Annotated in this window: 19 protein-coding genes; 4 read left to right on the forward strand and 15 right to left on the reverse strand. The window is 69.7% G+C overall.

Translation table 11 applies throughout. The annotated features are described in order from the left end of the window. Positions 1-175: 175 nt before the first annotated feature. The gene (locus ACZ1DY_RS29920) at positions 176-1984 is read left to right on the forward strand and encodes an FUSC family protein (protein ID WP_465481660.1); all 1809 of its coding nucleotides are present in this window, start codon (positions 176-178) and stop codon (positions 1982-1984) included. Here ACZ1DY_RS29920 and ACZ1DY_RS29925 read toward each other — a convergent pair. From ACZ1DY_RS29925 to ACZ1DY_RS29975, 11 genes are all read right to left on the reverse strand, one after another. Beyond that, a complete protein-coding gene (locus tag ACZ1DY_RS29925) occupies positions 1981-2538 on the reverse strand; it encodes a hypothetical protein (protein WP_257485413.1) in 558 nt (185 codons plus the stop codon). The two genes, ACZ1DY_RS29920 and ACZ1DY_RS29925, sit on opposite strands and share 4 nt — an antisense overlap. 88 nt (positions 2539-2626) lie before the next feature. Continuing rightward, complete coding sequence (wag31, locus tag ACZ1DY_RS29930) at positions 2627-3487, reverse strand: DivIVA-like cell division protein Wag31 (RefSeq protein ID WP_192741184.1); 861 nt, start codon at positions 3485-3487, stop codon at positions 2627-2629. A 54-nt stretch (positions 3488-3541) separates the two neighbouring features. Next, the gene (locus ACZ1DY_RS29935; protein WP_005155180.1) at positions 3542-3817 is read right to left on the reverse strand and encodes a YggT family protein; all 276 of its coding nucleotides are present in this window, start codon (positions 3815-3817) and stop codon (positions 3542-3544) included. Positions 3818-3931: 114 nt separating this feature from the next. Then, the gene (locus ACZ1DY_RS29940) at positions 3932-4546 is read right to left on the reverse strand and encodes a cell division protein SepF (protein WP_457952559.1); all 615 of its coding nucleotides are present in this window, start codon (positions 4544-4546) and stop codon (positions 3932-3934) included. 82 nt (positions 4547-4628) lie between these two features. After that, entirely contained in the window at positions 4629-5360 is a 732-nt protein-coding gene (locus tag ACZ1DY_RS29945) for a YggS family pyridoxal phosphate-dependent enzyme (RefSeq protein WP_257485411.1), read from the reverse strand. Then, positions 5357-6064, reverse strand: coding sequence for a peptidoglycan editing factor PgeF (gene pgeF, locus ACZ1DY_RS29950; RefSeq protein WP_257485410.1), 708 nt, complete (start codon positions 6062-6064; stop codon positions 5357-5359). The genes ACZ1DY_RS29945 and pgeF overlap by 4 nt, the downstream gene beginning before the upstream one ends. Positions 6065-6140: 76 nt before the next feature. After that, complete coding sequence (gene ftsZ / locus ACZ1DY_RS29955) at positions 6141-7463, reverse strand: cell division protein FtsZ (protein ID WP_126733686.1); 1323 nt, start codon at positions 7461-7463, stop codon at positions 6141-6143. A 425-nt stretch (positions 7464-7888) separates the two neighbouring features. Beyond that, positions 7889-8659 (reverse strand): anti-sigma factor, encoded by a 771-nt coding sequence (locus ACZ1DY_RS29960; protein ID WP_257485409.1) that lies wholly within the window; start codon positions 8657-8659, stop codon positions 7889-7891. After that, on the reverse strand, positions 8656-9264 hold the full coding sequence (gene sigK / locus ACZ1DY_RS29965) for an ECF RNA polymerase sigma factor SigK (protein ID WP_465481661.1): 609 nt from the start codon (positions 9262-9264) through the stop codon (positions 8656-8658). Before sigK ends, ACZ1DY_RS29960 begins: the two co-directional genes overlap by 4 nt. Then, positions 9257-9985, reverse strand: a complete 729-nt coding sequence (locus ACZ1DY_RS29970) for a DUF1365 domain-containing protein (RefSeq protein WP_257489930.1) — start codon at positions 9983-9985, stop codon at positions 9257-9259. The genes sigK and ACZ1DY_RS29970 overlap by 8 nt, the downstream gene beginning before the upstream one ends. Positions 9986-9990: 5 nt before the next feature. After that, on the reverse strand, positions 9991-11268 hold the full coding sequence (locus ACZ1DY_RS29975) for an NAD(P)/FAD-dependent oxidoreductase (protein ID WP_465481662.1): 1278 nt from the start codon (positions 11266-11268) through the stop codon (positions 9991-9993). 87 nt (positions 11269-11355) lie between these two features. On the opposite strand from ACZ1DY_RS29975, the gene ACZ1DY_RS29980 reads away from it, so the two are divergent. Continuing rightward, a complete protein-coding gene (locus ACZ1DY_RS29980) occupies positions 11356-12627 on the forward strand; it encodes a class I SAM-dependent methyltransferase (protein ID WP_465481663.1) in 1272 nt (423 codons plus the stop codon). Beyond that, the gene (locus ACZ1DY_RS29985) at positions 12627-13412 is read left to right on the forward strand and encodes a DUF1295 domain-containing protein (protein WP_257485405.1); all 786 of its coding nucleotides are present in this window, start codon (positions 12627-12629) and stop codon (positions 13410-13412) included. The genes ACZ1DY_RS29980 and ACZ1DY_RS29985 overlap by 1 nt, the downstream gene beginning before the upstream one ends. On the opposite strand, the gene ACZ1DY_RS29990 is transcribed toward ACZ1DY_RS29985, so the two are convergent. After that, positions 13399-13908: a DinB family protein gene (locus ACZ1DY_RS29990; RefSeq protein ID WP_126733692.1), complete on the reverse strand. Its 510-nt coding sequence runs from the start codon at positions 13906-13908 to the stop codon at positions 13399-13401. The genes ACZ1DY_RS29985 and ACZ1DY_RS29990 overlap by 14 nt on opposite strands. 224 nt (positions 13909-14132) lie before the next feature. Here ACZ1DY_RS29990 and ACZ1DY_RS29995 point away from each other — a divergent pair, with 224 nt between their 5' ends. After that, on the forward strand, positions 14133-15440 hold the full coding sequence (locus ACZ1DY_RS29995) for a wax ester/triacylglycerol synthase family O-acyltransferase (protein WP_465481664.1): 1308 nt from the start codon (positions 14133-14135) through the stop codon (positions 15438-15440). 71 nt (positions 15441-15511) lie between these two features. Here ACZ1DY_RS29995 and ACZ1DY_RS30000 read toward each other — a convergent pair whose 3' ends face one another. The 3 genes from ACZ1DY_RS30000 to ACZ1DY_RS30010 form a co-directional block, all read right to left on the reverse strand. Further along, on the reverse strand, positions 15512-16903 hold the full coding sequence (locus ACZ1DY_RS30000) for a class II 3-deoxy-7-phosphoheptulonate synthase (protein ID WP_034319228.1): 1392 nt from the start codon (positions 16901-16903) through the stop codon (positions 15512-15514). A 78-nt stretch (positions 16904-16981) separates the two neighbouring features. Next, positions 16982-17914, reverse strand: coding sequence for a trypsin-like serine peptidase (locus tag ACZ1DY_RS30005; protein ID WP_126733693.1), 933 nt, complete (start codon positions 17912-17914; stop codon positions 16982-16984). Positions 17915-18042: 128 nt separating this feature from the next. After that, positions 18043-19434, reverse strand: a complete 1392-nt coding sequence (locus tag ACZ1DY_RS30010) for an alpha/beta hydrolase (RefSeq protein WP_465481665.1) — start codon at positions 19432-19434, stop codon at positions 18043-18045. Positions 19435-19697 lie beyond the last annotated feature (263 nt).

The following is a 19697-nucleotide window of genomic DNA, read 5'->3' on the forward strand; positions in this document are numbered from 1 at the left end:
GGAGCCTTAGAGCGTCGAAGGGCCGTAGGGGCGCGAAGGCGCCATAAGCACTAGGTAGCCCTTAAAGCACGAATCGCACCGCGAGCGCGGCAAACTCCGACCCACCACCCAGGGCCCGAGTTGCCGTCCCCGCCACCGCCTCTAGGTTGACGGGTATGCCGATCTGCGGGGCCCGATGAAAGGGCCCGGACTCCTCATCGCCCTCCTGGTCGTCCTCGGCGGCGTCAGCGGACTCGGATTCCTCCTGGGACTGGGCAACGCGGCCGTCCTGGCGGCCCTCACCGCGCTCTTCTGCCTCATGGCGGCGATGGGCGGGCCGCTCTGGGCGGATCTGCGGTTGCTGGCGTGGTTCGCGCCCGCGCTGATCCTCGCGGTCGGGGTGCCGCGGTTGCTGGGCGCGGTGTCGCAGTGGGCGGCGATCGCGCTGCTGGTGGCGATCGTGGTCGTCGCCGGGTTGCTGCCCGTGCTCGGGACCCGGTTCGTCACGGTCGGGCTGGGACTCGGGATGGCGTCGCTCTTCGGGTACGGCTTCCAGCTGACGGGAACGGCGTCGGCGGGGCAGATCCTGGGCGCGCCCGCACTCGCGGTGGGCGTCGTGATCCTGTTGCGGGCGTTGATGGGCGCGAAGGATCCGGCCAAGCCGACCCGTGACGCGCTGGCCGACGCGCTGGCGACCGGTTCGCCCGAAACGCAGGAGCGCGCGGCGAGGCTTTGGCTCACGGACCGGCCACGTCGCTGGACCGGCCGGGTCCTCGGCGGCATGTTCCGCTACCGCGCGGCCACCGGGCTGCTGGAGATCCGCGGGAAACGGCTCGACAGCGAGGAAATCGGCGAAACGCTCGACGCCGCCAGGGAAGAAGCCGCCAGGCTCGCCGACGCCGTCCGAAGCCCGGCGGCACCGGGAGACGTCGAACCGGTGCGCCGCAAGGAACCCACCGGGCTTCCCGGCGCCACGGCGAGGCTCGTCACCGCGCTCTGGGAGGCTCTCGAAACCATCCGGACCGCGGCGGCCGAACGCGACGAGTCGCGTGTGGACGTTCCGAAAGGACTCCGCGGGGAACTGCGCCGGATCGAGCTGAGCGGCGCGTTTTCCTGGCGGTCGGCGCAGTTCCGGCACGCGCTCCGCTGCGGGCTCGGCGTCGGGCTGGCGCTGGTGGTCGCGAGTTTCCGGCCGGGCGACCCGCTCACCGTGTCGTTCCTGCTCGCCACCTTCGCCATCATGCAACCGGAATGGCGGGACAGCCTCGGCAAGGCCTGGCAGCGGATCGGCGGCTCACTCGGCGGCGCCGTCGTGCTCACTCTCGTTCTTTGGCTTCTGCCACAAGGGGTTCTGCTGCCGATCGGGCTCGTCGCACTGCTCGGCGGGTTCTCGGTCATGCGGACGCGTCCGGCGATCTTCAACGGCTGCATGGTCCTGATGTCGGTCGGCATGAACGCGACCACCAGGCATCTCGACCCGCGTTACGTACTCGTCGAGTACCTGCTCCTGATGGTCCTCGCCGGCGCCATCGCCCTGCTGTTCGGTTTCGCCGCGATCCCCGGCGTGCCGAAACCCGGCCCGGCGGAACGGTTCGAGAGCGCCGTCGCCGCCACCCGCGCGCTGCTCGGCTCGGTGGCCCGGAAACTGCGCGGCGAGGACGTCGATCCGCGGACGCTCGGCCGTGAGTTCCGTGAAGCCGCCGTCGCGCACCACGGTCTGCGAGCCGCGGAACCTGGCACCAAGGAACCGGCGCCAGGCCAGCGGGACGCGCTGGAGAACGCGGCCGAAGCCTTGCGCGGTCTGTCCGTTACGGCGTCGTCGCTCCTGCTCCGGCCCGGCTCGGCCGGAGCGGCGGAGGCCGTCGACGTGGCGGCCCGCACGCTCGGGACCGACGAGGCAGCGGAGATCCCGGTGCCCCGCGACGCGGACGAGGAGCAGCGCCTGGTGCTCGACACGATCGCCGCCGACGTCGTGGCGGTCGGCGAAGCGGCCCAGAAACTTTAAGCCTTCTCGCGGTGCTGCCCGGCGATCTCGGCGTCGGGTTTGCACAGCGCGCACGGCGTGAAGCCGAGCTGCCGCGCCTCACCGATGCCGAGCGGAATGGTGTCCCGGGTTTCGAGCCACGTGCAAGAGGTCACATGATAGCGCGGGTACTCGTCGACGACGACGACTTCGACCTCGAGTTCGGAGACGACCGCCACATCCTCGGGGTCGCTCTTCTCCTCGCCGGGGTCGCCTCCGCTTTGCGGCTCCGGCGTGTCCTCCACGTCGCCCAGTTCACCGGCGGCGGGCATCAAGACGGTCTGCTCGGCGTCCTCGGGTTTCTTTTCCTCAGCCTCGGCGGGTTCGTCCTCGTCGGACTCGTCGGACGAGGACGTGTCCTCTTCAACCGGAGCCGCGCGCTTCTTGCGGCGGCGCAGCAGGTCGAAGAGGAGCAGCAACCCCGCGACGACGGAGACGCCGATGGAGATCCAAGCCCACAGGGAGTTCGCGGTGATGAGCGCCGCGACGAGCAGCCCCAGAGCCGCCAGTACCAGTACCAGGACGATGTAGAGCACGGTGAATTACAACACGAGGGCAAAGGGAAACGGCCCCGACCCTCCGGAGAGTGCCGAGGCCGTTCCACTGTGTAGAAACGAAACCGGATCAGCCCGCTTCGGCCCGCGGGCCGAACGAGTAGCCCTGTCCGCTACCGGAGGACGAAGACTGCCCCGAGCTCGACGAGGACGCCGACGCGGGAGCGGCCGAACCACGGTCGTCGAGCTCACGCAGCTGGGACTCGAGGAACCCGCGCAGCCTCGTGCGGTACTCCCGCTCGATCGTGCGCAGCTCCTCGATCTTCTTGCCCAGCGAGCCCTTCTCCGCGTTCATGTTGTTCATGGTCTCGGTGTACTTGCGCTGAGCCTCGCGCTCCATGGTCGTCGCCTTGTCGCGCGCCTGGCGCTCCAAGGTTTCGGCACGGGTTCGCGCGTCGTTCAGCATGGTCTCGGCACGCGTGCGTGCCTCGTTCACCATCGAGTCCGACTTGGACCGCGCGTCCGACAGCAGCTGCTCGGACTTGGTCCGGGCTTCGGCGAGCATGCCGTCCGACTCGGTCTTGGCCTCGGCGGTGAGCCGGTCGGCCATTTCCTGCGCCAGCCCGAGCACCTTCGCGGCCTGGACGTTGGGCTCCCCGTTGTCCGGCACCATCGAGTGGGCCTGGGTCTGCTCCATCGCCGACTGCGGCGGCGGCACCGGCGCCAGGCGGCGCGACGGCTCGTCGCGTACCTGCGGCGGCGGGCCGACGGCGCCGGCCTTGGCGTTCTCGAGCTCACCACGGGTGGTCTCGAGCTCGTTGTCGAGCTGTTCGACCTGCTGCCGCAGCTCGTTGTTGTCCTCGATCAACCGGGCAAGCTCGGTCTCCACCAGGTCGAGGAACGCGTCCACCTCGTCCTCGTTGTAGCCCCTTTTGCCAATGGGCGGCTTGCTGAACGCGACGTTATGCACGTCAGCGGGGGTCAACGACATCAGATCACCTCACGCACTCCATGGCCTGCAGGTCCACCGGGGCTTCCCCGAAAATCACCCTGGCGTTGCCAGCTGCATCGCGAAGAACACAACCAACAGCAGCACCATAATCGATAAGTCCAGTCCGACGCCGCCGATTCGTACGGTCGGGATGATTCGTCTGAACAGACGAACCGGTGGGTCGGTCACTGTGTAGATGGTCTCGAGCGTTACCGCAACCCCTCCGGCAGGACGCCACTCGCGAGCGAAAGCACGCACGAGCTCGACGACGATCCGTGCCGTCAGCAGGAGCCAGAAGGCGAACAGCACGTACCAGACGACCAGCAACACAGCATTCACGTAACCACTCTGCCATGCCTCGCGTCAAAAGACGCAGTTGACGGGCCGCGGATGGCGATGAGTCGACAAAATCACATCCGGCTGCGCTCAGCGGTCACCGGGTGATCAGCCGCGCAGGAACAATCCGCCTTCGGCGATCCGCCGGCGGTCTTCCGCGGTGACATCCACATCGGGCGGTGAGAGAAGGAACACCTTGTTGGTGACCTTGTCCATCGATCCGCGCAACGCGAAAGCGAGCCCCGCGGCGAAGTCGACGAGACGCTTCGCGTCCGCGTTCTCCATCTCCGTGAGGTTCATGATCACCGGGATGCCCTCCCGGTAGTGCTCCCCGATCGCCCGCGCTTCCGCGTAGCTCGTCGGGTGCAGCGTCGTGATCCGGCTCAACGGGTCACGCACCGGCGGACGCACCGGCTCGGTGACCGGCCGCAGCCGCGCGACCGGCTCCGGCTGACGGTCCATCGCCAGCGCTCCGTGGACGGCAGGCTCCGGGCTGGCCACGGAGCGTGACCGAGGCCGGGGCGCGGGCTCGTCATACGTGTCAACTTCGTCCCGGTAACGTCCACCCCGTGACCGGGCCGGCGGCTCGTCGTCGTAGTCGTACTCGTCGTCGGCGTATTCCTTCGAGGCGTAACCTCGCCGGTAGTCGTCCTCGACGTCGTAGCCGTCTTCGTCCGCGGGCACCATCCCGAAGTAGGCCTTCAGCTTCTGCAGCGCGCTCATGCCTCTCCCTAGCCTTAGCCGCGTCCCGCACCGTACTCCCCCGCCCTCGCCGCCACTCCCCGTAACGACGAGACGGTATTCCCTAGGGCGAGGCTAAACCGCGCCCACCGAGCAACGCGGTTCCGACACGCACACAGGTCGAGCCGTGCGCGATCGCCTGCTCGAGATCATTGCTCATTCCGGCGGAGATCTCACGGGCTTTTGGGTGCTCTTCCCGTAGACGCTCCGACGCACGAGCGAGTTTCCCGAACGCCTCCGCGGGATCAGTACCCAGCGGTGCCACCGCCATAAGCCCTCGGAGGCGAATATCACCCACATGGGCTATCCGCTCCGCCAAATGGCTCATTTCGCTCAACGGAATGCCCCCGCGCTTCGGATCGTCATCGAGACTTACTTGAATGAGGACGTCCAGCGGGTGCTCGCGTTGCCCGGAATCCAGCGCCGACTTGGTCGCCTTCGCGAGCGCGTCGGCGAGGCGCTCGGAGTCGACGGACTGGACCTCGTCCGCCCAGCGCACGACCGATTTGGCCTTGTTCCGCTGCAGGCTGCCGACCATATGCCAGCGGATCGGGGCGTCCGGCCGGAGAGCGGCGACCTCTTCGGCCTTCGCGCCCGCCTCCTGATCGCGGTTCTCGGCGAGGTCGAGCGCGCCGAGGTCGGCGAGCAGCGCGGCGTCGAGCGCCGGGAAGGTCTTGGTGACCGCGAGCAGTTTGACCTCGTCGCGGGCCCGGCCGGCGGCCTTGCACGCGGCGCCGATCCGCTCTTCCACTTCGGCGAGGGACGCGGCGAGTTCCGCCTTTCGTGCGTCGCTCACGACGCGTCCAGCCACGTGATACCCGCGATCCGGCCGGTGGTGCCGTCGCGGCGGAAGCTGAAGAGGGTCTTGTCTTCGTTGGTACAGCGTGGATCGACGCCGATCTTGCCGATGCCGAGGTCGGCCAGCTGCCGCCAGAGCCCGGCGCGCAGGTCGAGGCCCGGCGTGCCCTTGCGGGTTTTGCAGGCGCTGCCCGGCACGTGCTTTTCGACGTCGGCGGCCATGTCGGCGGGGACTTCGTAGCAGTCGCCGCAGATCGCGGGTCCGAGCAGCGCTTCGGTGCGGGCCGGTTCGGCGCCGACCGAACGCATCGCCTCGACGGCGGCGGGGACGACGCCGACCCTGGCGCCGACGCGGCCCGCGTGGACGGCGGCGACGACACCGGCTTCGGCGTCGGCCAGCAGAAGCGGCACGCAGTCGGCGACGAGCACCACGAGCGCGAGGCCGGGCTCGGCGGTCACGAGCGCGTCGGTCGCTTCGGCGGCGGAGGTCTCCGAGCCGTCGACGATGGTGGCGGTCCGGCCGTGGACCTGCTCCATCCACGCCAGCCTGTCCTCGGCGAGGCCGAGTTCGGTGGCGAGACGTTTGCGGTTGGCGTAGACGTCGCCCGCGTCGTCGCCGACGTGATCACCGAGGTTGAAGGTGTCGTAAGGCGGCCGGGAAGCCCCGCCCGCCCTTGTCGTGACAACCCGCCGTACCCGCACGCGTTTCCTCCTAGACCTGAGTGAAGGCCCCCTCGACTGTAGTCAAGGAGGCCTTCACGGAACGTACTGGCGAGTGCTAGCGCCGCATGAACGGGGGAACGTCGACCTCGTCGTCCGACGGGTCGTCGTGCACCGGGGTCGCGCGGCCGGGCAGGCTGCCGTGGTTCGAGTTCGACCCGATCGGCGAGTAGCCGCGCGAGCCACCGCCGGGCTGCGGGAGCCCGCCGGTCATCGAGCCGTTGCCCTCGTTACGGGCGGACGGCATCGGCGTGTGCGTGCGCGGCGGTGCCACCGGGTAGCCGTTCGAACCGGTCGACGGCACCGGCGTGGCACCCGAAGGCGGGCTCTGCACCGGCGTCGCCCCGCCGCCGTTGACCTGACCGGCCTGCGCGGACGCGGTCGAGTTCGAGCGGGAGCCGAACGCCGGCGGGTCGAGCTTCTTGTGGGTCGGGGTGCCGGCGTCGAAACCGGCCGCGATCACGGTGACCCGGACCTCGTCGCCGAGCGAGTCGTCGATGATCGTCCCGAAGATGATGTTGGCGTCGGGGTGCGCGGACTCCTGCACCAGCGAAGCGGCCTCGTTGATCTCGAACAGGCCGAGGTCCGAGCCGCCCGCGATCGACAGCAGCGCGCCGTGCGCCCCGTCCATCGACGCTTCCAGCAGCGGCGAGTTGATCGCCTTCTCCGCGGCCTGGATCGCCCGGCCCTCGCCGCGCGCCGAGCCGATGCCCATCAGCGCGGAACCCGCGCCGGACATGACGCTCTTGACGTCGGCGAAGTCCAGGTTGATCAGACCCGGTGTGGTGATCAGGTCGGTGATGCCCTGGACACCCGAAAGCAGGACCTCGTCCGCCGAGCGGAAGGCGTCCATCAGCGAGACGCCGATGTCGCCCAGCTGCAGCAGCCGGTCGTTCGGGATGACGATGAGGGTGTCGCATTCGTTCCGCAGCTGCTGGATGCCCTCTTCGGCCTGCTTGCTGCGGCGCTTGCCCTCGAAGGTGAAGGGACGGGTGACGACGCCGATGGTCAGCGCGCCGAGCTTGCGGGCGATCTGGGCGACGACCGGCGCGCCACCGGTGCCGGTGCCACCGCCCTCGCCCGCGGTCACGAACACCATGTCGGCGCCCTTGATGACCTCTTCGATCTCTTCGCGGTGGTCCTCGGCGGCCTTCTGCCCCACCTCGGGGGCGGCGCCGGCACCGAGGCCGCGGGTCAGTTCCCGGCCGATGTCGAGCTTGACGTCGGCGTCGGACATGAGCAGTGCCTGAGCGTCGGTGTTCACCGCGATGAACTCGACACCCTTGAGGCCGACCTCGATCATGCGGTTCACGGCGTTCACTCCGCCGCCGCCGATACCGACGACCTTGATCACCGCAAGGTAGTTGTGCGGGGGCGTCATCGGAGCCGCCTTCCTGATCGTGTGTGCTCGTGCTGCCCGCCGGTCGCTGAGCCCTTGCCGAACCCTCGAGCTGAAGTTCAGATTGAGAGTTATGTCAACTGCCGACGTTGAAGCAGGACGGTATGCACCAGGCTGGCTCGAATCCAGTAGCCACGCCGTGTGTCGCAAAGGTGTTTTGCCACAACATGTTCGCGGGCGCAAGAGCGAGACCCGGCCGCGGCGGCGAACGGCGGCCTGGTAAAGGGGCCATTGGCGGAGCTGAGAACGAACTCGTGAAGGGACATGACGCGTGAACCCGCCCGCCGAAGGCCCCGCTATCGCGGTGGCAGGGCGCCTTACTCACGGACGTGAGAGATTCGACCAAGCAGCGCCCTGCCGACGTCGATCGCGGACGCGGGTTCACTGCCAGACGGCAAGGGCGAAGATCAGGTGGGCATCGACATGACCATGACGACGTCCTTCGACGGCGTCCCGGTCGGTGATCCGCCCGCCTGTTCGACGCTGAGCGCGAACTTCTCGGCGCCGCCGATTCCGTCGGCGACCAGCAGCGCACCGTCCTGACCACCGGGAATGAGCCCGGCGGGTTTGGGCGCGGTGCCCGGGTACATCAGCCAGGCCTGGTAGATCCGGCCCGGTTCGTTCTTCGGCAGTCGCGCCGCCATGAACACCAGCCGGTCCTTCGCGCGCGACATCATCACGGTCCCGCCGCCGCCCGCCGAGGTCTCGGCGTGCCCGGTGCGGAGGTCGGCGGCCGACAGGACGTCGGCGACCGGCGCGTACCGGTCCGCGTACTCCGCCGCCTGTTCCCGCGCGGCGGTCAGCCGCGAGTGGTTGTCATAGGCGATCCCGCCGAACACGGCGGTGCCCGCCAGCCCGACGACCGCCGCCGCGACCGCGGCGATCGCCCAGCGCGGGGCGCGGCGCCGGTCCTTGACGCGCTCCCCGGCGCCGAACCGCGTCATCGGCGGCTGCTGCCTGGTCGCCATCGCCTCGGCGAGCACGCGGCGTTTGAGTTCGGGCGGCGGGTCCTCGGCCAGCGCGGCGCCGAGCCGGGTCGCGGTCATCTGCAGTTCGAGGACCTCCTGCGCGCACGACGCGCATTCGGCGAGGTGCCGCTGGAACTGGGCACGCTCCACATCGGACAGCGCGTCGACGGCGTAGGCGCCGGTGAGCGTGTGCATCTCGGGCATGGTCATGCCGTCACCCCCATACAGTCCCGGAGCCTGATCAGGCCGTCCCGGAGCCGGGTCTTGATGGTCCCGTGCGGGGTCTGCAGCACCTCGGAGACCTCGCGATAGGTGTAGCCCTGGTAGTAGGCGAGCAGCACGGATTCCCGTTGCAGCTCGGTGAGCGTGGTCAGGCAGCGGCGCACCTGCGAACGTTCCCAGCGGGCCGCGACGGCCTCGGCCACCTCGTCGAACGGCCGCGCGCGGGCGGCCTCGAAGGTCGCCTTGACCTCGCGGTCCGAGCTGGCGCGCGCAGAGCGGACACGGTCGACGGCGCGGCGGTGCGCGAGCGTCATGGCCCAGTTCAGCGCGCTCCCCCGCTCCGGGGAGTAGCGGGTGGCCGTGCGCCACAGCTCCACCATGACCTCCTGGGTGACCTCTTCGGACTGCGCGGCGTCACGGAGGATCCGGCGCACGAGGCCGAGGACCGGGCCGGCGAGTTGGTCGTACAGGGCGTCGAAGGCGCGCTCGTCGCCCTTCGCGACCCGGACGAGCAGATCCTCGGCCGTCGGCGCGGCCGGTTCGCCGTCGCCGGGAACGGGCGCCATCCGGCGCGGGCGTGCCGATTCATCCATCAAGCGTGCCTCCGGCCGTCCGCGGCGTCCGCTGGGTGATCGGCGCCTTCTTCAACCACAGTTTGACGCCATGCCGCCGGATCAGCGCGGAGACCCGATACGGCATGAGCGGGCGGGTGATCAGCAGGTGCGCCAGCCACCCGGCGGTGGCCGGCCGCCGCACGCCGCGCAGTGACGCGGTCAGCGGCGTCCGCCCGTCGTGACGGAGGGCGATCTCGACCGAGAGCAGCGACCCGGGCCTCGGCACCTCCATCCGGTACCCGCCGTCCATCGACTGGAACGGCGAGACGTAGAACTCCTTGTCCGCGAAGGCGTTCCCGTCGGCGTCGGGCCGCAGGAGGTACGCGTGCCTGCCGCCGTAGGTGTTGTGGACCTCGGCGACGACGCATTCGAGCTCCCCGCCGGGCCGGTGGCACCAGTACAGGGTGATCGGGTTGAAGTTGTGGCCGAGCATCCGCGCCCCGGCCAGCATCAGCACCCGGCCGCCGCGGAGGTCGACGTCGCGCGCGGCGAGCCAGCGGTCCAATTTGGACCTGATACTGGAGGTGTCCTCGGGCGCGAAGTGGTCTCGCGAATCGAAGCGGGCGAAGGGGCGCAGCCACCACGGCAGCTTCGGCGGCACGTCGAGGTCGACGAACCACAGGTAGATCCGGTGGGCGAACGAGATCGGCGGATCGGCGCGCCGGACATGCGCCACCGTGGAGTCGTAGAGCACGGCCATGACGGTCACCAGCGCACCCCGAAGTTCTCGGCCGCGCGCACGCCGGACGCGCAGCCGTCCTCGTGGAACCCCCAGCCGTGGTACGCGCCGGCGAAGGCGACCGTGTCGTCGTTCAGCTCGCCCAGCCGGCGCTGGGCGGCAACGGATTCCGGGGTGTAGACGGGATGCTCGTAGGTCATCCTGGCCAGCACCGAACCGGCGTCGGGCGCGGTGCCCGGGTTGAGCGTGACGACGTAGCCGGTCGGTTCGTCGAGCCGCATCAGGCGGTTCATGTCGTAGGACACCTGGACCGCGCCGTGCCCGGCACCGCAGAACGGGGTGGCGTAGTTCCAGCCCGCCCGCGCCGAATCCGCCGTCGGGAGCACGCCGGTATCGGTGTGCAGCCACGCCTCGTTGCTGGAGTACCGGAACGCGCCGAGGACCTCGCGCTCTGCCTCGGTCGGCGAGGAGAGCAGCTTCAGTGCCTGGTCCGCGTGCGTGGCCAGGACGACCTTGTCGAGCCGGTGCCGCGTGTCGGCGTCGTCGCGGACCTCGATGCCCCGGGCGGTGCGCTTTACCGAACGGACCGGCGTCGACAGGTGTACGGCCGTCAGCTGCTTGGCGGCCAGTTGGACGTACTCGCGCGAGCCACCGACGACGGTGCGCCACCTCGGTGACCCGCCGACCGACAGCATCCCGTGGTTGCGCAGGAACTCGAACAGGTACCGGGCGGGGTACCTCAGCGTGTCGGTGCGGTCGGCGGACCAGACGGTCGAGACGACCGGGAGCATGAAGTGGTCGACGAAGTACTTCGTGTACCCGCCGATCGCGAGGAACGCGCCGAGGGTGACGTCTCCGGCCTCGGGCGCGTCGAGGACGCGCTTCGCGTGCCGGTGGAAGCGTTTGACGTCGGCGAGCATCCGCAGATACCTGCCCCGCGCGACGTTGCGCGGCTGGGCGAACAGGCCTGTCAGTCCCTTCGCGCCGGCGTACTGGAGCCCGCAGCCGTCGCAGCGGATGCTCATCGACATCTCGGTGTCGCGGGTGGCGACGCCCAGTTCGGCGAAGAGGCGGAGCAGGTTCGGGTAGGTACGCTCGTTGTGCACGATGAACCCGGAGTCGACGCCGACGGTGCCGCCGTGCGCGCTCGGGACGTCGTGGGTGTGGGCGTGGCCGCCGAGCCTGTCGTCAGCTTCGAACAGCAGTACCTCGTAGCGGCGTTGCAGCAGGTACGCGGCCGTGAGACCGGCCACGCCGCTGCCGATGACGCCGATGCGTCGACCTTTGGTGTGCACATGAGGCATTCGGAGCCGGGGCGGGCGAGGATTGGATCTCGTGAACCGGCGCGGCATCCGACCCATCCCTTTCCGGTCCGGGAGCGAATGACGACTATGCCGAACAGTCCCGCGTCCCGCCTAGCCCCGTTCGCCGAGCGGCTCCTCGGCGGCTCCCTTCCGGTCGGCCTGCGTACCTGGGATGGCGTACGCGCCGGTCCGCCGGATGCCCCGACCGTGGTCCTCCGCAACCGGCGTGCGCTGCGCCGTCTCCTCTACTCCCCCGGCGAATTGGGTCTGGCCAGGGCGTACGTCTCAGGTGATCTCGACGTCGAAGGCGACCTCGCCGACGGATTCCGCCGGATCTGGGCGTTGACCCGATCGGGTGCCACGCGTGGCGCGAAGCTCGGCCCCCGCGAATGGGCCGAGGCGCTGCGGCTCGCGGTGGGCCTCGGCGTCGTCGGGCCGCCGCCCAAACCGCCCGCCGAGGAGGCCCGGCTGTCCGGGAAGCTGCACACCCTGCGCCGGGACAAGTCGGCGATCGCGCACCACTACGACCTCGGCAACGCCTTCTACCAGCTGTTGCTCGACGAATCGATGGCCTACTCGACCGGGTACTGGACGTCCGACGAGGACGGGTACGGCGTCGAGCAGGCCCAGTGGGACAAACTCGAGCTGATCTGCCGGAAGCTCGGCCTGCGGCCCGGGATGCGGTTGCTCGACGTCGGCTGCGGCTGGGGCTCGCTCCTGGTGCACGCCGCGAAGCACCACGGCGTCCAGGCCGTCGGGATCACGCTGTCGGCGGAGCAACGGCAGCACGTCCGCGCCCGCCTTGCCCAGCACGATCTGGAGGAACGGGTCGAGGTCCGGCGGCAGGACTATCGCGAGCTCGCCGACGAGCCCTTCGACGCGGTCGCGTCCATCGAGATGGGTGAGCACGTCGGCGAGGAGAACTACCCCGAGTACACGCGGACGCTGTACCGGATGCTCAAGCCCACCGGACGGCTGGTCCTGCAGCAGATGTCCCGCGGCGCGGTGGCCCCCGGCGGCGGCGCGTTCATCGAGCGCTACATCGCCCCCGACATGACGATGCGGCCGCTGAGCCGCACGCTCGGGCACCTGGAGACCGCCGGCTTCGAGATCCGCGACGTCCACGCGCTGCGCGAGCACTACGTGCGGACGGTCCGGGCCTGGGAGAAGACGCTCGAAAGCAACTGGGACGACGTCGTCGCGCTGATCGGTGAATCCGGCGCACGGGTCTGGCGGCTGTACCTGGTCGGCGGGGCGCTCGCGTTCGAAGAGAACCGGATGGGCGTGGACCAGATCCTCGCCGTCCGTACCTCCCACGAGGGGCTGAGCGCGCTGCCCGCCACCCGGGAGTGGTCCTGATGCCGCTCGGCGGGACCCTCGCGATCACGGCGGGCGCGACGCTGCTGGCCTTCGTCGTCACCTTCGGCATCGCGCGATGGCGGAAGCGGTACGACACCGTCGACACGCTGTGGGGGCCGGGCTTCGCGCTCGTCGCGCTGGTCGCGGCTCCGCTCGGGGACGGTTCGGTCGCGCTGAGGGTGGTCGCCGCGCTGCTGACCGCGGTGTGGGGCGTACGCCTCGGCGTCCACCTCCACCTGCGCAACCACAAGCTGCCCGAAGACCCGCGCTACGTGCGGATGGCGGAGAACGCCGGGGAGAACCCGGCACTCAAGCTGTTCATCCGCGTGTACCTGGTCCAGGCCGTGGTGCTCTGGTTCGTCTCGCTGCCGGTCCAGTTCGCGATGTACGGCGACGCCTTCGGGGTGACCGCGTGGCTCGGTGTCGCGGTGTGGCTGGTCGGCTTCGGGTTCGAGGCGATCGGCGACGAGCAGCTGCGGCGCTTCAAGGCCGACCCGGACAACAAGGGGAAGGTGCTCGACAGCGGGCTGTGGCGCTACACCCGGCATCCGAACTACTTCGGCGACGCGTGCGTGTGGTGGGGCCTGTATCTGCTCGCGTGTTCGAGCTGGGTGGGGGCGGCGACGATCCTGTCGCCGATCGCGATGACGTACACGTTGGCCAAGGGGACCGGAAAACCTTTGCTGGAGAGGGGCTTGCGGCGTTCCCGGCCGGGATACGCGGCGTACGTCGAGCGGACCAGCGGGTTCTTCCCTCTGCCCCCGCGCCGCGTCACTCCCCGGTGAGACCGTCGGTCAGCTCGCGCAGCAGGTCGAGGTGGCCGGCGTGCCTGCCGGTCTCCTCGATCATGTGCGCGACCACGAACCGGACGTTGACCTTGCGATCGCCGCGGAAGGGAACCTCGTCGTCGAGCCCCATCGCGGCGACGATCTTGCGGCTCCGCTCGCACTCGGCCTCGTAGGCGGCGATCAGCTGCTCGATCGGGGTCTGCATGGCGACCCGGAACTCGGCGTCCGGGTCGGCCTCGAGTGCCTCCTTCCAGACGTCCTCCTGACCGTTGAGCACCACGTTGAACCAGTACTGCTCGACGAGGGTCAGATGCCCGAGCAGACCGGCGACGGTGGTCAGTTCGCTGGGGACGAGGGGCCGCCGGGCCTGCTCGTCGGTGAGGCCGGAACACTTCCACACGACCGTGGCGCGGAGGAAGTCGAGGAAGCCGTTCAGCTGCGTGCGCTCGTCGCCGGTGAGGGGCGGTTCGGGGCGCTTCGGTTCGTCGGTCATGGTGGTGCAGTCTGCCGGTTTCCCCGGATGATCCGCTAACGAGTTACCCCGGGACGCACTGTCCACCATCTGTCGCAGAGCCGTGGTCCATGTCCGAACGTGATCCCATCGTTCGAGTGAAACCGGCGGTAGTTAGCGCCGAGGAAACATGACGACCACCCGCCCGTCATGTCAGGCTGGTGCAGTTGTGCCCATCGCCGCCGGAGTACCGAGAAAGGTCACTGATGTCAGGCCTGCAGCTGAGCGCACTCGATGTCGCTTTCCTTTGCCTGGAAAGCGAAACGACGCCCATGCACATGGGGGCGGTGGTCACCTTCCGCCCGCACGGGCAGGTGCACGCGCGCGAGCTGACCACGCTGCTCGCCGAACGGGCGGCCAGGCTCCCCAAGCTTCGTCAGCGCCCCCGCACCGCGCTGTTCCCGCCCGGCGCCGCCATCTGGGCCGAGGACCCGGATTTCGTTGCCAGTGAACATATTTCACATCACCACCTGAGCTCCCTGTACGAACCGGACCCGCTCTCCGCCTACGCCTCGCGCTGGATGGGACGGCCGCTCGACACCGGAAAACCCTTGTGGGACTTGCATCTCGTCACCGGCCTGCCGGACGGCGAGTTCGCGTTGCTGCTGAAACTGCACCACGCCCTCACCGACGGGGCGGGCGCGTACGCCGTCGCGGTCGGCCTGCTCGACGAACTCCCCCGCGCGCCGAGGCGTCCGCACAGCGGCACCGGTCCGCCCGCGCCTCGCTCCCCTGTGGACGCTGTCAAGGAGGCCGTCGGCTCGACGCTGGCCCAGGCCGGCATCGCCTCTTCGGTCGTCCGCGCGACCCGTTCGCCGCTGTCGCCGATCAGCGCGCCGCCGTCGACCGAACGACGGCTCGGTCTCGTCCGGCTGGACACCGCCGAGATCCGGCGGATCCGCCGGGCCCACGGCGGGACCGCCAACGACGTCGTGCTGGCGATCCTCAGCGGCGCGCTGCGCGACTGGATGATCAACCGCGGCCAGCGTGCCGACGACCGGACGCTGCGGGCGCTCATCCCGGTCAGCGTGCGCGGGCGCGCCGCCGAGCAGCTCGGCGGGAACAAGCTGTCCGGCTATCTCTGCGACCTGCCGGTCGGCCTCGACGACCCGGTGGAGCGGCTGCTGGCCGTCCAGCGCGAAATGAGCCGGAACAAGGCGGCGGGCCCGGCCCGGGGCCCTGGCGCGTTCCCGCTGCTCGCCGACCGGATGCCGCCGATGCTGCACCGGCTCGGCTCGAAGGCGGCCGGGCTGGCCGCGCCGCTGCTGTTCGACCTCGTGATCACCACGGTGCCGGTGCCGCCCAACCGGCTCACCCTGGACGGGACGAAGGTCTCCGGTGTGTACCCGTTCGTGCCGCTGGCGCCGCGGCAGGCGATCGGGATCGCGGTGGCGACCTATCGCGACTCGGTCCACATCGGACTTCAGGCGAACGGGGCGGCGGTCTCGGACGTGGGTTCGCTGCGGGACGGCGTGCTCAAGTCGGCTGCGCGCCTGCTGGACACCGCTCACTGAAGCGCGTGAAGGCCCCCTTCCCTCGGCTGAGCCGAGGGAAGGGGGCCTTCACGCACTTGTCGTGGGACCGGTCAGCCGCGCAGCATCTCCGCGACCAGGAACGCCAGCTCCAGCGACTGCTGCGTGTTCAGACGCGGGTCGCAAGCGGTCTCGTACCGGCCCGAAAGGTCCAGATCCGAGATCTCCTGCGCGCCGCCGAGGCATTCGGTGACGTCCTCGCCGGTCAGCTCGACGTGGATGCCGCCCGGGTAAGTGCCGAGCTTGCGGTGCACCTCGAAGAAGCCCTGCACCTCGTCGACGATCCGGTCGAAGTGCCGGGTCTTGTAGCCCGTCGAAGACTCGTGGGTGTTGCCGTGCATCGGGTCGCACTGCCAGATGACCTTGTGCCCGGACGCCTCGACCTTCTCGACGATCGCGGGCAGCACCTCGCGGACCTTGCCGTTGCCCATCCGGGCGATCAGCGTCAGGCGGCCGGGCTCGTTCCGCGGGTCGAGGCGGCGGACGTACTCGACGGCCTGCTCCGGCGTGGTCGTCGGGCCGATCTTGAGGCCGATCGGGTTGGCCAGCAATTCGGCGAAGGCGATGTGCGCGCCGTCGAGCTGCCTGGTCCGCTCGCCCACCCAGAGGAAATGCGACGACAGGTTGTACAGCTTGGGGTTCGCCGCGTCAGCGCGGTCCATCCGCAGCATGGAGCGCTCGTAGTCCAGCAGCAGCGCTTCGTGGCTGGCGAAGATCTCGGTGGACTGGAGCGAGGTGTCGGTGACGCCGCAGGCCGACATGAACCGCAGGCCGCGGTCGATCTCCGAGGCCAGCGCCTCGTAGCGCTCGCTGGCGGGCGAGGACTTCACGAAGTCCTTGTTCCAGTCGTGCACCTGGTGCAGGTCCGCCATGCCGGCGCCGGTGAGCGCGCGGACGAGGTTCATCGCGGCGCCCGCGTTCGCGTAGGCGCGGATCATCCGGCCGGGGTCGGGCACGCGGAGCTCGGGCTTGGCGACGAGCGAGTTGATGATGTCGCCGCGGTACACCGGCAGGCCGAGCGCGTCGGTGGACGCCGAACGCGGCTTCGCGTACTGGCCGGCGATCCGGCCGACCTTCACCACCGGCAGGCTCGCGCCGTAGGTGAGGACGACGGCCATCTGCAGCAGGGTGCGCAGGTTGGCGCGGATATGCGGCTCGGTGTTCGACTCGAACGTCTCCGCGCAGTCACCGCCCTGGAGCAGGAACGCCTCGCCGCGGGCGACCATGGCGAGCCGGTCGGAGAGGCGGTCGATCTCGGCGGGGACGGTGATCGGCGGCACGCTCTCCAGCACGCCGCGCACGCGCTTCGTCAGCTCGGCGTCCGGCCACTCGGGCTGCTGCGCCGCGGGCCGGGAAAGCGCGTCGTCGAGCCGGTCACGCAGCTCGGGAGGCAGAGGAGGCAGTTCGGGGAGCGTGTCGACGGGAACGTCCACTGTCCAGTTCACCGGACCAGGATATGCCGCGCCGAAAGCCGCCCGCCCACCGGGACGAAAGTCCCAAAACGTGGACGGGCGGCGGGCTGATCAGGCGGCCTGCGCCTTGTTGTAGAGGTTCTGCGCGTCCGTCCCGAAGTACGGGCCGAACATGTAACCGGGCAGGAAGGTGTAGCCGAAGCTGTTCACCGAGGCCTGGACGCCCGCGCCGGTCGCCTCGCTGAAGTTGAGGAACCACGGGCCGCCGCTCGAACCGCCGGTCATGTCGCAGCTCATCCCGTGGTCCTTGGTGAGCAGGAAGTCGGTGAACGTGCTCCCGCTGCAGTAGATCAGCTTCGAGCCGTCGTACGGCGCCGCCGCCGGGTACCCGAACGTGTACATCGACTGGTTGCGCGCCTGGTTGAACGCGATCCCCTGCGCGCCGACGACGTCGGTCAGCTTCTGCCCGTTGAGCGGGCCGACCACGGCCGCGCCGATGTCGTAGTTCATGTCCTCGCTCGCTTCCCACTGCGGAGTGGTCAGCGTGCTCTTCGCGGCCCAGGTGCCGTAGGGCGTGTTGCCGTTGTTGTAGCCGGGCGCGAAGGTCCAGTTCGTGTGCCAGGCGCCCTGGTACTTCACGCAGTGCCCGGCGGTGATCACGACGCTGCCGTTCGCGCTGGTGACCGCGTCACCGGAGCACGACGCGTTCCGCCCGCCCATGGTGAAGAACACCCGGCCCGCGGTCTGGACGACCTTGCCTGCCCCGGTCCATGCGCCCCCACCGTTGGGGATGCTCTGGATGATCGTGCTCTTGCCCTTCGCGACGTCCTTCGGGGTGAAGGCGGGCGCCTGGACCAGCTGTTCGATCGGCACCGCCGACCGCATCCGCTCGGGCGTCCAGTAGGCCGCCACCGCCTGCGCGCCGGTCGCTGCCTGATGCTGGACCGGTCCGGCGTGCGCGGGACTCGCGACGGCGGTCAGCCCCGTCACCGCCAGCCCGACGAGCGCCGCCAGGATCCCCGTCCGGGAAGCCGTCCTCTTCATGGCGTACCACCTTTCGCCACCGGTGAATTGCCGTATGACTTGCACGACATTTCGAAAGTATTTGTCCTGCTACCGGGCGTACAAGCGGCCGTTCGGCCGCATCCGGGGTGGCGTATGGGCCGTTCGGTCTAGCGGCAGTGCGCGTCGGCCACCGGGAGGGCGCCGTCCCGCAGGTACCGGAGCACGAAGTCGTCTCCGCAGGCGTTCCCCATGGTGAAGACGCCGTGCCCGCCCGCGTCCACGGTGACGAACTTCGCCCGCGCGCCCAGCGCCGACCGCATCTCGCGGGCGCCGACAAGCGGCGTCGCCGGATCGCGCAGGTTCTGCACCAGCAGGATGTTCGACGGTCCGCGGTCGTGGATCCGCACCGGCGGCTCGCGGCGTTCGGCAGGCCAGAACGCGCAAGGCGTGATGTTGGCGGCGGCGGGGCCGAACATCGGATGCGTCACGCGGGCCCGTTCGACCGCCTTTTGGTAGTAGCGCACGCTTTCCGGCCAGTCGGAGTCGTTGCAGAGCACCTGGAGCTGGAGCGCGGCGTGGTTGTCGGTGTCTAGCGGACCGCCCTGTGCCTTCGCGGACGGAGCGGTCCACTGCTCGGCGAGACGTGGGAAGTTCGCGTCGTCGTACAGCGCTCCCCAGGTGTCGCTTCGGATGCCCGGGCGCTTTTCGGCCAGCTCGAAGAACTTCGCCGTCACCTCGGCCTGCGTCCGCCCGAGGTGGTAGACGTCGTCCCGGGCCGCCGCCCAGGCCGTGAAGTCGCCGAAACGATCGTCGAAGCCGTCGGCGAAACGCTGATGGGCCTGTACGTCCAGTCCGCCGGGGCCGACGAGGCTGTCCAGCACGATCCGATCCGTGCGCGCGGGGAACATCGACGCGTAGGCGGCGCCGAGGTAGCTCCCGTACGAGACGCCGTAGTACGAGATCTTCCGCTCCCCCAACGCCTCGCGGATCCGGTCCATATCGCGCGCGGTGTTGGCGGTGGTCATCTGCGGCAGTAGTTCCGCCGTCTTCGACTCGGCGCACTGCTTCGCCACCACACGCGACTTCGCCGCCTTCTCGGCGACGTCGCGCGGGCCCTCCGCGTACGGGCCGACGAGGATGAACTTCTGCTCCTCGGTGAGGTCGCAGGTCACCGGCGTGCTGTAGGTGGTCCCGCGCGGATCGAATCCGATGATGTCGTAACTGTCGAGCAGCCCGGACTGTCCCTGTCGCTCCGCGAGCTGCGCGGGCATGGCCAGGCCGGGGCTGCCGGGGCCGCCAGGATTCATCAGCAGCACGCCGCGCCGTTTCGGCGACTTACTCGCCTTACGGGAGACGGTGAGTTCGATGGTCCGCCCGCCGGGATCGGCGTAGTCCAGCGGCACCTTGAGCTTCACGCATTCGAGACCGGCCGTCGGTGAGGGTGTCACGCCGTAGTCCGGGCACGGCGACGTCCAGCGCAGCGCCGGAGCCGCTTCGGCGGTGGCCGGGATGGCCATGGTCAGTGGCAGGAAAGCCAGTAGCGCCAACGTTTTTCTCATGCGGAGAGCTTGACGTGGCCGACTGCCCTACCGCGTCGGCCCGGAGCCTGACCCGGGACCTCCACCTTCGGTGGGAGCGGGACGTGACGTTGGTCTTAGGCCTCGTGAGCGGTTCGTTCGCGTGACCAGACGGACGACACACGTGCTTGGACGGACGACACGTGTGATCAGACGGACGACTCGCGGCAGGCCCCGGCCGCCAGTCGTGTCGTCCATTCAGTCACGCGTGTCGTCCGTCTGATCACGCGAACCCGCACTACCGG

Source organism: Amycolatopsis sp. PSD-21 (assembly GCF_055561455.1).